Raw genomic sequence first — 11682 nt, 5'->3', positions numbered from 1 at the left:
GGTTATATACTAAACTCGGGATTTGCTATATGACAGACAAGGTTTATATCACCGCTCAGCAATTGTTAGAAGATTCATTCCGCTTAGCTGCGCAAGTTTACGCCGACGGTTTTCGTCCAGACTTCATCATAGGTATTTGGCGTGGTGGTGCACCTATCGGTATCGCAGTACAGGAGTTCTACGATTACAAAGGGATAGAAACCGATCATATCGCAGTGCGTACTTCGTCTTATTATGGTATTGGCAAGCAAGCTAAAGAGATTAAAGTACACGGCTTACATTACATTATTGAGAATGCCAATGCGGATAACTCATTACTGATCGTTGATGATGTATTTGATTCAGGCCGCAGTATCTATGCTCTACGTGAAAAGTTGGCTGAGTTAATGCGCTTAAATCTACCAAAAGATATTCGTGTTGCTTGCCCGTATTACAAGCCAAAGAATACCAAAGTCCCGATGACGCCAGATTACTACGTGCACGAGTCGGACGAGTGGTTGGTGTTCCCACATGAACTATCGGGTTTGACACCAGATGAAATCGCTAACGGTAAAACCGATTTAGCCAATATCAAAGATTTACTGTTAAAGTAAATCTCAGCAAAAGCCAGCGATAAGCTGGCTTTTTTGTTTATGCGGCTACTGCGTTCTATAATTCTGCGTTGCCCTAGTTATAGTCACACCCAATACATGCAATGAAATATTTAATTCCCACTTGTACTATAAGTTGTTTTTGTTGCTGTTGTGCAAGGCGCTATTTACTGAAATGGATAACTTCCTCAAAAAGCATTTATAGCCAGTAAGTGAGGCGAGCTAATCGGCTCACCTATGTCAAACTAAGCTAGAAAAAGCTCTCGACAAAATCTGATAGGTTATCCACATCCACCGGTTTCAAGCCATCAGGTGTTCTCACAATCAGGCCTTTGTCGACCAGCTCAGTGACCACACGGCGATAGGCGCGCTCTGTGGTGGCAAAACGTTCTGCTTCTGCGCTTACGGTTGGGTAAGCGCGCAGCAAAGTGGGGTGGTTGTTCTCAGCACGAAGTAAACAATCACGGGCGATGTTGTAGGAAAGCGGCAGCAACAGCTTATCCAAATTGATTTTTTGGTTTTCGGTAAATTTAGCTGCAACGGTTTGCGCTGTGTACAAACTCAGTTCTGGTTTTTCTAACAACAATTGGCGCCAGTGGCGCAGCTCAATTAAATTGTAGTGCACATCGCTTAAACAAGTCACAGTGTAAATGCATGGGTCGTTACTAAGCGCTTCTATTTCGCCAATTAGGGTATTTTGGCAATCTAATTGACCCAGTAATAAACGGCGGCCATTACCGACATCATAGCTAAACGATACGGTACCACTGCGCACTAAAATCAATTTAGTCAGCGGCTCGTCCTGATGTATTAATACGTCTTTTTTACTATGCTGATAGGTACTGCCCGCGAAGGCGAGTAACTGGTCGACAAGATTGGTTGAAAAGTGATATTGAAACATCTGGATGGCTCTTCGGACAATTGTCCTAGTTTATTACTGTTTAATGACGTTAGCATGACACCCTCGTTAAAGGCTTGCGGTATCGCAAGATTTTGCGATAGCAAGACATAGTTTCATGCTAACTCACTCCTGTTTTATGGGTTTACCTGTAAAACCGGGCCTACGCTTCCCGTGTTAGAGCTTACGTTAGGGTTGTCCTGATTTTTAAGGTTTGTGGTGAGTTAGCCCTTTTATTTTTTGCTAATCTTAATTCACCATAGGGTATGCTAACCTAGAAGAGGGGATAGAACAAATGAGTTGGGAATATTTAGGTTATTTAGCCTCGGCTTTTTTGATTATCTCATTAATGATGAGCAATGTAGTCAAACTCAGATGGTTTAATTTGGTTGGCTGCGTGTGTTTTACGCTCTACGGTTTAGCGATAGATGCTTGGCCTGTGGCCTTGACCAACGGCACTTTAGCCTTCGTTAATATTTATCATCTCTTTAAACTGAGCAAATCTTCCGCCAATTAATTCGTGCTTTGGTAAGCAAAGGCGCAAACGAATTTGCGCCCCAGTCGATAATTTGAAATACCAACTAATTAAGGTTGTGCTGTAGAAGCCGCGTCGGTTTCACTGTTGGCCGACTGCTCTTGACGTTTAAATACCAGCTTGCCTGCCATCCAAGTTTCCTCAACCTGAATGTCGTGAATGGCTTTAACTGGTACTTTAAAATAATCTGCATCCAGCACAATAAAATCAGCCCATTTGCCTTGCTCTAAACTACCAATTTTATGTTCTTGAAAGCCCGCATAGGCGGCATCTAAAGTAAATGCACGTAGTGCCTGCTCGCGGCTCAATACTTCGCTGGCGCGCCAACCTTGCTCCGGTAAACCTTGCGAGTCTTGACGGGTAATCGCGGAATATAAACCATGGAAAGGCTCAGCCAGCTCGACTGGGAAATCCGACCCCGCAGCGACTTTACTACCTTGTTTTAAGAAGGTTTGCCACGCATAACCCCCCGCTAATTGCTTATCGCTCAGGCGTTGCTCTGCCATATGCATATCTGAGGTGGCATGCACGGGTTGCATTGAGGGGATAATTTGCAGTTGTTTAAAGCGGGGAATGTCCGAAGGCTCGACGATTTGCGCATGTTCGATACGGTTACGCAGTAACTTACCGCCGGTTTTTTTGAATTCTGCTTCATAGGCATCAAGCACGATGCGATTGGCTTTATCACCAATGGCGTGGGTGTTGGCGCTAAAACCGTGTTTAAAGGCTTTACGTAGCAGTTCTTGCAAATGCTCAGGAGTCTCTAACATTAAGCCATGGTGGCCAGGGCGGTCTTTATAGCTGTCTAGCAACGCGGCGCCTCGGCTACCTAACGCGCCATCGGCATAAATTTTGACACTGCGAATGGCCAGATAGTCATTTGGGTCTTTAACCACGCCCGCATCAAGCATTTTGTCTAAATAAGGGTCGGCAGCACTCAACATGGCATAAATGCGCAGCGGTAGCGTTTTATTTTTTGCTTCTTGTAAATACACCTGCCAAGTGGTGTAGTCGATACCTGCATCATGGGTGGCGGTAATCCCAAGGCTTAATAAATGTTCGCCTGCGGTGTGTAAGGCTTTTGCCACGGCAGGTTGGCTCGCCGCCGGAATATGCGCTTGAATAAGGCCTTCGGCCTTATCGATAAATACCCCGCTGGGTGTGCCATCGGGTAAATGAATGATCTCCCCACCTGCTGGCGCTGCGGTTTGTGCGTTAATACCGGCGATACTCATCGCCTTAGTGTTTACCCATACTGCGTGACCATCGACTCGGGTGAGCACCACAGGTTTATCGGCAAGGTATTTATCTAAATCTTGTGCATTGCCAAATTGTTGCGAAGGCCAAAGGTTTTGATCCCAGCCACGGCCTATGATCCAATCGCCTTCAAACGTTTTACTATAGTCTCTCAGCGCTTCGCCAATTTCTTCAATTGAGCGCTTACCGCGTAAATCCAGCTCTACCAAATTATTACCAAGACCAACCACATGGCCATGGGCGTCAATTAAGCCCGGCAGCATAGTGCGCCCCATGACATCATGGCGGGTTGCCTCTGGGAATTGTTTTAGTAATGTATCGTCACCAATTTTGACGACCTTTCCATCTTTAACCACCAATACGTTGAACTGTTCAAGCCCGCCTTGTAAAGTGGGCGTGTACCCTTGGACATTGTGAAAAAGGGTAGTATTTGCAAGCACTTGACTTGATAGCAAAGTGAATCCTGCGAGTAACCAATGTCTCATAATTTATTCCCTGTTGTTTTTCTTCAACTTAGCAAAATAAATTTGGTTCGCCTAGTCGCTTGCGTTAGACTCGCGTCATCGTCTAGGAGGGCAAAGTATGAAGTTATTTATGGTTTATTTGGGTGGGCGCGTCGCCGGTTGTCATATTGAGATGCACGATGTGCGTTTTGTGATAGCCGAGCGGATTGAAGATGCTTACGCTAAATTAAAAGCCCAATGGGTGGGCGATAAAAACGCTGTGCACATGGACAGCTATGTTGAAGTAAAGCACGCTGATGGTTTTGATATTGTGCTGAGCACTGAGCCTAAACATCAAACGGAACGCTTGTTTTTTGTTAACCTAGGTGGTTACAAGGCGGAAAGTTTAGCGGAGCAACACGAGTTTGCGTTATTTGTTGCTGACTCAGAACATACTGCCAAAGACAAAGCGAAAGCCGCCTTGCTAGTTGATACCAGCCACCAGCATAAAGACAACCTCCATGATGTAGATGATTGCTTTGCCGTGGATTTACTAGATGAACGCTACCATATTCATTTAATACCAAGTGGTAAAACTCAGCAGCTTAAGCCAGATTGGTTTGGTTATCATATTCTTTGATAGCACTATGTAATTGCAGCAAAGTGCAAAGCACTTAGCTTACCAACAAAAAACGGCCAGCAGGCCGTTTTTGCGTTTTTACTCAGTCATATCGATTTAACGTTCTTTTTGCTCAGCTTTAAGCGCTTTACGAATAGCGATGATGACAATCGCAAACATTAAAAACGGCAGTGCCGCGAGAAAATATTCGGCAAGGTGGCTGTCTTGATAATTCGGTTGCAAAATAAAGTGCCCGCCAATGCACAGCACTATCACCACTAACAGCAGGGGTAACATCGACAATTCTTTCTTTGCGTTATGTTGAGACGGCTCTTTACTCATTGCTTTCCTTTATTTACAGCTCTTAAACTTGAGATTCGGTGAGAGCAGGTTTGGTTTCAGATGCTGGCGCTACATGGCGCTGACTTACCACCACCCCTACAAAGACCAATGCAATTGCAGACCATTGTGCCATGGTTAACCGCTCGCTTAGTAACAGGGCGGAGAACATCAAGGTAAACACAGGCACCAAGTTAGAATAGGCGGCAGCGGTCAAGACTGAAACACGGCTAATGGCATAATTATACAAGCCATATGCACCTAAAGTCACAACTGATCCTAAATACAGCACGGCTAGTAGCGCATTGGTGTCTAACTGAGTGAAATCCGGCAAGGTGCTAAAGGGTAAAAATACAGCAAAAAATATACTGCCACTTAAGCCTTGCATGCCAATGAGCGCAAGTGGTGAATAACGCGTCGCGAGCCGTTTTACACTAATGGTGTAAAACGCCGCGCACACCATAGCTAAAAACTCTAAGGTATTACCAAGTAAGGGGTTGGGCGCTTGCTCTGAACTGGGTGAAAGTAACGTCAGCCCGATACTGCCAGATATACACAGTACAAACCCAGCGACGATAGACTTACTTAAGCGCTCTTTGAGAATAAAGTATGCCAAAGTTGCGACAATCAACGGCAAACACGCCACGATGACCCCAGCTTGTGAGGCCGAGGTATATTCCAAGGCATGGCCTTCAAACATAAAATACAAACATGGCTCAGCCAGTGACATGGCTAATAAGTAGCGCCAATCGCCCGCTTGATAGCTGAAGCGCAAACTGTAGCGATATAAGAGGCTACAAAGCAGTAAGGTAGTCAGCATGCGAAAGAAAATCACCACATTGGGGTCGTAAACGGCAATGGCGTATTTCAGCGCAATAAACGAACTACCCCAAAGTAAAGTGGCAAATAACAAACAGAGACCCGCAGGCATCAACTTACTCCTCAAAAGTTGCAGCTATGCTAGCACAGCGCCCGATTGGCGATGAATAAAATTTACTTGTTTTGCGACCAATAAACCCGTTATCTTGCAAGCCGTGCTGGCTAATTCGTCGGCACTTTAACGGGTAACAAATGGGGAATGAGAAAGTGGCGAAACAAACCATAGTGGTAAAGCTTGGCACCAGCGTGTTAACCGCTGGGCAAGCAAGTCTGAATACGGCGCAAATGGTAGAGCTGGTGCGCCAATGTGCGCAGCTAAAACAAGCAGGTCATCAAGTAGTGGTGGTCACCAGTGGTGCTGTCGCGGCGGGGCGTGCCGCACTTGGGAAACCGTGTGGTCACTCGTTGGTTGAAAAGCAAATGCTCGCCGCCATAGGCCAAGGCCAGCTTATCCATTTATGGCAAAACTTGTTTGCGCTTTATGGCATTACCGTCGCACAAATGCTGCTGACCCGTGCGGATGTTGAAGACAGGAGCCGGTATTTAACTGCGCGCGATACCTTAACTCAGTTATTGGCGTTTGATGTGGTGCCCATTATTAATGAAAACGACGCGGTAGCTACGGCTGAAATCAAAGTGGGTGATAACGATAACCTCTCGGCGATGGTGGCGATTTTAGCCAATGCCGACAAACTCTTGTTGTTGACCGATCAAGCCGGGTTATTTACCGCCGATCCGCGTAGCAACCCAGATGCTGCGCTTATCAACGAAGTGCATTGCATTACCGACGAGCTTAAATCCCTTGCCGGCGGTAGTGGCACTGCACTTGGCACCGGCGGCATGGCAACCAAACTGCAAGCGGCAGATATTGCCACCCGAGCTGGGGTTGAAGTACTTATCGCGCGTGGCAGTACACCCAATATTATCGCTGAAGCGCTCTCGGGTAAGGCGCCGAGTACCACATTTGTGTGCTTTAAAGCGCCAGTTGATGGCCGTAAACGTTGGTTATTAGCGGGGCCAAAAAGCTCAGGTCGTATTACCTGTGATGAAGGGGCTGTCACTGCACTGTGCGACAAGGGCGCCAGTTTACTGGCTAAAGGTATTGTAGCGCTGAGCGGCGAATTTGCCGTGGGTGATTTAGTGAGCCTATGCGATGTGAACGGACGAGAGTTTGCTAAAGGCTTATGTCGTTTTAATCACCAAGAGCTTGAGCAGCTAAAAGGTGTGCATTCACGCGAGTTTGCGGCTTTGCTCGGTTACATTCCGTCTAATGTGGTGCTGCATCGAGATGATATGGTGTTGCTTGGCAACGAAGCCGCCGACAAGCCCTACAAAACCCAAAAAATCAGCTAAGCTTTAAGGACTTACTTTTTATTTGGTACTTATTGGCACTATGGAGTCAGAGATCCGCTGTGGTCATGAATGGGCAATAAAGCTTACAGAGCAGTTAAATGAAACTGAACTAGACAAAGTATTTGGCGAAGTACTGTCGGTATTACTGGCGGATTTGCAATATAGTTTGCTTATCAACAAGACCTTTCGCGTTGACGTTGCACCAAGGCCGCTCAGCGGTAAATTAATTTTGCCTGAGCCGCAGTGCCAAGAGCTGCTCGAGCGCAGCCAAGTGCTTGCGCAGCATCAGTTTTTCCTTGTCTCCAGTGGGCTATTGTTGTTACCTATACGCCACAAACAAGCTATGTTTGGCTTGCTCGCGGTTGAGAATCGTTTGGCGCCCAACAGCAGTAAATTGGTGCTGCTGGCATACTTGGCTACTGTATATATTAATCAGCTAGCCACCTTACATCACGCCCGTTTAGATCCATTAACTGAGCTCTTAAACCGCCAAACGTTTGAACAAAAAGTGTTGGAAATATTGGCCGGAGAGGGGTTTTTAGTATCACGCGATACTCAGGTTGAACGCAGCTGGTATCTTGCGATGATAGACATCGACCATTTTAAACGCGTTAACGACAACTATGGTCATGTGATTGGCGATGAGGTCATTTTACTGGTGGCGCAGCAGCTCAAGCACAACTTCCGCGCTGAAGATTATGTTTTTCGCTATGGTGGTGAAGAGTTTGCAGTGCTGTTTCAATGTGATAGTGAAAGCCACGCACTGGCAACCCTAGAACGTAACCGCTTAGCGATTGCAAACTATCGTTTTCCGCAAGTCGGTGAAGTTACGATTAGCTCAGGAATGGTGGAGATGGGCGATTATATGCAAGTGACGCAATTGGTGCATCGCGCTGATCAAGCGTTGTACCATTCTAAGCATCAAGGGCGTAATCAAGTCACCGCTTTTAGTGCGCTATACCAAGGGCAAGAGAGTGGGGATGTGGTGGACGATATCGAACTCTTCTAAGCCTGTATTGAGCTAAACAAATCCGCTCCAGTACTTTCTGCGTTGCGGCGGCTGTGGTAGCATGGCAGCCATTTCTAACGCGTTGAAAAGAGAACAACATGACTATCCGCACACGTGTTGCGCCATCACCAACGGGTGATCCGCACTTAGGTACCGCTTATATTGCGCTATTCAATTACTGTTTTGCCAAACAGCAGGGCGGCGAATTTGTTTTGCGTGTTGAAGACACCGACCAAGTACGCAGCACCAAAGAATCAGAACAAGCTATTATGGACAGTTTGCGCTGGTTAGGTCTGGACTGGGATCACGGTCCAGATGTGGGCGGTGAATTTGGTCCTTATCGCCAATCAGAGCGCACTGAGCTGTATCGCAAATATGCCCAGCAATTGATTGATACCGGCAAAGCGTTTTACTGTTTTGCGACCGCTGAAGAGCTCGATGCGATGCGCGAAGCGCAAATGGCTGAAGGCTTGACGCCAAAGTACGACGGTCGTGGTTTACTGCTGAGCGAAGAAGAAGTCAAAGCCAATTTAGCTGCGGGCAAACCGCATGTTATCCGCATGAAAATCCCAGCTGAAGGTACGTTCAAGTTTAACGATTACCTGCGCGGTGAGATTGAGATCCCATGGGCAAACGTGGACATGCAAGTATTGCTAAAGGCCGATGGTTTCCCAACTTACTTTTTGGCAAACGTGGTGGACGACCACCACATGCAAATTAGCCATATCTTCCGTGGTGAAGAATGGATCAACTCTGCGCCAAAACTACTGAAGTTATATGAAGATTTAGGCTGGGAAGCACCACTACTTGGTCACTTACCGCTGCTTCGTAACCCAGATAAATCTAAGTTATCTAAGCGTAAAAACCCAACTTCAATCAACTATTACAAAGAAATGGGTTACCTGCCAGAAGCGCTCCTGAACTACTTAGGCCGCATGGGTTGGTCAATGCCAGATGGCCGTGAAAAGTTCACCTTGCCAGAAATGATTGAAAACTTCGATATGAAGCGCGTGTCTTTAGGTGGCCCGATTTTCGATATCGACAAACTCAATTGGTTAAATGGTTTGTGGATCCGCGAAAACTTAAGCAACGAAGAGCTGATGCAACGCTTTGTGGACTGGAAGTTTAACCCTGCGTTTTTTGGTCGCGTATTGCCAGAAGCAAAAACCCGTATCAACACTTTTGCTGATTTAGTGGACTTAGCAGGTCACTTTGTGGCGGGTATTCCGCATTACGATCCAGCGCTACTCACCGCAGGTAAAGCGGATGAAGACGTGGTACGTCAATCACTGCAATTCTTTATTTGGGAATTGGAAGTGCTACGCAGCTGGAACAAGACCGAGATCTTTGCTTTAGCCAAAGCAATTGCTACTTTCCATGAATTGAAGATTAAAGACTTCCTCGAGCCAATTTTCGTGGCCATCACAGGTAAGCCATCTTCAACCTCAGTGGTGGATGCGATGGAAATCTTAGGTTCTGATTTATCACGCGCGCGTTTACGTGCCGCGCTAAATCACCTTGGCGTATCGAAAAAGCAAGCCAAGAGTTTAGAAAAAGCCTACCGCGATTATACCGCACAAGCCAACGGCTAAGCTTTAATCCCAAAGGCGCGATGTACTATCGCGTCTTTTCCATTTTCATCTCCCCCTGTGATTTAACGCGCTTACCCCCGATTCGCTACTTCACAACTCAGCCACTGTTGTAAGGCTATTTTCGATTCGTTTTGATCCTATTCCCTCAGTTGACGATTAAGTGCATCGCATAGTGGGCATTGAGTTTTTATTAGCCTTATCAGAAACCGTATCAATTTAAATCCTCCAAAAACTGACAAATTAGCAACTCTGTAAATTTGCAGAAAGGCAAGCATCGTAATGTAACGCCAATTAATACAAGGAGATTACCGTGAAGTTTGCATTTTATTTATCTAGTTTGTTGGCTTTTGGGGCGAGTTTTCAAACGAATGCCGAGCCGTCAAAAAGCTCATTGCAATGGGGGATCGGGGTTGCGTTGTTGGCAGAGAACGAAGGCTATAAAGGAGTTGGTGTCGATACTCAAATTGTGCCCGCAGTAATGCTCAAGTACGGTAATTTCAGTTTACTAGGACCGCGACTCAATTATCAATTTGGGCAGTGGGGAGATTTGGTGTTTTCCGCGCAAGGTAAATTTCGTTTTGATGGATATGAGGCTGAAGATGATGAGGTTTTCGCTGCAATGGCTGAGCGGGAAATGTCGTTTGACGTCGGATTGGAAGTGGAATACGACTCAAACTGGGGGGATTTTAGCCTAGCGTATAGCAAGGATATTTCAACTACGCACAGAGGTTACGACTTTGGCGTAAGTTACGCGTTACCCTTTCAAGTTAAACAAGGACTAGTGGCACCCTTTGTCTCTGCCAACTATATGAGCAGTGAGCTGGTTGATTATTATTATGGTGTCAAACTAGACGAGGCCAACTTGTGGCGTCATGCCTATCAAGCGGATTCAAGCTGGGGGTGGGAATTCGGCATAAGAAGCGACTGGATGTTTGCGTCACATCACATGATAAAAGCAGATGTCAGTTATCGTGTATTCGGTGCTGAGATTAAAGATAGTCCTTTAGTCGATAGCTCAGGTGGGGTGAACTTGATCATTGGCTATATTTATGTGTTTTAAAAGTAGATATGTTCTTCACACTCTAAGTACAGCATTTGTATGCAAAGCTCAGGTGCTGCATTTGGCGATTTATATGGGGGTTTTTTCGATATTAAGTGGGTGTAGTCAAGACCACCCAATCACAGAGAGTAAGCTAAACGTAGCAGCTGTAAACTATCCTGTGTTCTATCCTAAGCTTTCCTCGATACAGCCCACTCAGCAGTACTTTGGTCGGATCCAAGGTATGGAGAGCTTTGATAAAGCCCTTTTTGCGCCTGCGAGGGTCGTGAAGGTATACGTCACCGAAGGTCAGCAGGTAAAGCTAGGGCAACATTTGATGACGCTTTATTCCCCATTTTTAGTAGAGCAACGACAGGCAAGCCAAATGGAGTTAGCCAGTGCTAGAGCGCATTGGCAATTACAAGATAAAGAGCGTATACGTCTCAACACTTTATATGCCAAAGGGCTTGTTACCCAACAGGCGCTAGATGCTAATCACCGCGATTGGGATGTTGCTCTACAGCGAGTGGTACAGGCAGAAGCTAAAGTAACCAAAGCTCTGAATGAATTGGCGGAAACCGAGGTCATTGCCGAGCACGACGGTGTAATTACGAGATTATATCTACGCGCAGGTAGTTTTGCACCAGCTAACACACCGCTGTTGCGTTTTGAATCTACAGCTGTGCAAATAGTGCGGTTTCAAGTACCAGAGGCAACAGCGTTGCAATTGGAAATTGGCGCGCTCGCTGGCTTAAAATTTGGTGAGAATGATGAAACCCTTACCGCAGAGCTAGTTGAACGAGCGATACCTGCGCCATTAGGTCCCGCCTTGTATACTTTGACTATGCGTTTGCAACACAGCATTGCAAGCCATTTAGGTCGAATTGTCTCACTGCATTTGCCGTTATATCAGCAGCCTTTGTATGAAGTCGACTATGCAGGATTACACTACACAGCTAAAGGTGAGGCGTATTTGTTAATCAACCGCCAGCCTGTTGAGAAAATCATTGTGAAAGTACATGGTTTTACTGAACGGGCTATTTTGGTCAGTGGTCCGTTGCACGAGACTATGCCAATCATTGCCCAAATCATGGCAAAGCTTAAGCTCAACTTAAGTGAGTTGAATTAA

General features: G+C 46.1%; 12 protein-coding genes. 8 read left to right on the top strand and 4 right to left on the bottom strand.

The window, feature by feature from the left end; translation table 11 throughout:
- Positions 1–29 precede the first annotated feature (29 nt).
- Complete coding sequence (locus tag ACFOEE_RS05505; RefSeq protein ID WP_377121727.1) at positions 30–593, top strand: phosphoribosyltransferase; 564 nt, start codon at positions 30–32, stop codon at positions 591–593.
- Positions 594–840: 247 nt separating this feature from the next.
- On the opposite strand, the gene ACFOEE_RS05500 is transcribed toward ACFOEE_RS05505, so the two are convergent.
- Positions 841–1491, bottom strand: a complete 651-nt coding sequence (locus tag ACFOEE_RS05500) for a Crp/Fnr family transcriptional regulator (RefSeq protein WP_377121725.1) — start codon at positions 1489–1491, stop codon at positions 841–843.
- Positions 1492–1783: 292 nt separating this feature from the next.
- On the opposite strand from ACFOEE_RS05500, the gene ACFOEE_RS05495 reads away from it, so the two are divergent.
- Positions 1784–2005, top strand: coding sequence for a YgjV family protein (locus tag ACFOEE_RS05495; protein ID WP_377121723.1), 222 nt, complete (start codon positions 1784–1786; stop codon positions 2003–2005).
- 68 nt (positions 2006–2073) lie between these two features.
- On the opposite strand, the gene ACFOEE_RS05490 is transcribed toward ACFOEE_RS05495, so the two are convergent.
- A complete protein-coding gene (locus tag ACFOEE_RS05490; protein WP_377121721.1) occupies positions 2074–3765 on the bottom strand; it encodes an amidohydrolase in 1692 nt (563 codons plus the stop codon).
- A gap of 97 nt (positions 3766–3862) precedes the next feature.
- Here ACFOEE_RS05490 and ACFOEE_RS05485 point away from each other — a divergent pair, with 97 nt between their 5' ends.
- The gene (locus ACFOEE_RS05485; protein ID WP_377121719.1) at positions 3863–4363 is read left to right on the top strand and encodes a DUF1543 domain-containing protein; all 501 of its coding nucleotides are present in this window, start codon (positions 3863–3865) and stop codon (positions 4361–4363) included.
- A gap of 96 nt (positions 4364–4459) precedes the next feature.
- Here ACFOEE_RS05485 and ACFOEE_RS05480 read toward each other — a convergent pair whose 3' ends face one another.
- Both ACFOEE_RS05480 and ACFOEE_RS05475 read right to left on the bottom strand, forming a co-directional pair.
- Positions 4460–4684, bottom strand: coding sequence for a hypothetical protein (locus tag ACFOEE_RS05480; protein WP_377121717.1), 225 nt, complete (start codon positions 4682–4684; stop codon positions 4460–4462).
- 22 nt (positions 4685–4706) lie between these two features.
- The gene (locus ACFOEE_RS05475) at positions 4707–5612 is read right to left on the bottom strand and encodes a DMT family transporter (protein ID WP_377121715.1); all 906 of its coding nucleotides are present in this window, start codon (positions 5610–5612) and stop codon (positions 4707–4709) included.
- A gap of 140 nt (positions 5613–5752) precedes the next feature.
- Here ACFOEE_RS05475 and proB point away from each other — a divergent pair, with 140 nt between their 5' ends.
- The 5 genes from proB (at position 5753) to ACFOEE_RS05450 (ending at position 11682) form a co-directional block, all read left to right on the top strand.
- A complete protein-coding gene (proB, locus tag ACFOEE_RS05470; protein WP_377121713.1) occupies positions 5753–6913 on the top strand; it encodes a glutamate 5-kinase in 1161 nt (386 codons plus the stop codon).
- Between the two features lie 22 nt (positions 6914–6935).
- The gene (locus ACFOEE_RS05465; RefSeq protein ID WP_377121711.1) at positions 6936–7922 is read left to right on the top strand and encodes a GGDEF domain-containing protein; all 987 of its coding nucleotides are present in this window, start codon (positions 6936–6938) and stop codon (positions 7920–7922) included.
- Positions 7923–8020: 98 nt separating this feature from the next.
- A complete protein-coding gene (gene gltX / locus ACFOEE_RS05460; protein ID WP_377121709.1) occupies positions 8021–9514 on the top strand; it encodes a glutamate--tRNA ligase in 1494 nt (497 codons plus the stop codon).
- Positions 9515–9824: 310 nt separating this feature from the next.
- A complete protein-coding gene (locus ACFOEE_RS05455) occupies positions 9825–10574 on the top strand; it encodes a MipA/OmpV family protein (protein ID WP_377121707.1) in 750 nt (249 codons plus the stop codon).
- A gap of 73 nt (positions 10575–10647) precedes the next feature.
- Positions 10648–11682 (top strand): efflux RND transporter periplasmic adaptor subunit, encoded by a 1035-nt coding sequence (locus ACFOEE_RS05450; RefSeq protein WP_377121705.1) that lies wholly within the window; start codon positions 10648–10650, stop codon positions 11680–11682.

This window comes from Pseudoalteromonas fenneropenaei (genome assembly GCF_042643375.1).
In the GTDB taxonomy this organism is placed as follows: Bacteria; Pseudomonadota; Gammaproteobacteria; order Enterobacterales; family Alteromonadaceae; genus Pseudoalteromonas; species Pseudoalteromonas fenneropenaei.
This window is presented reverse-complemented; position numbering and strand designations above follow the sequence as displayed.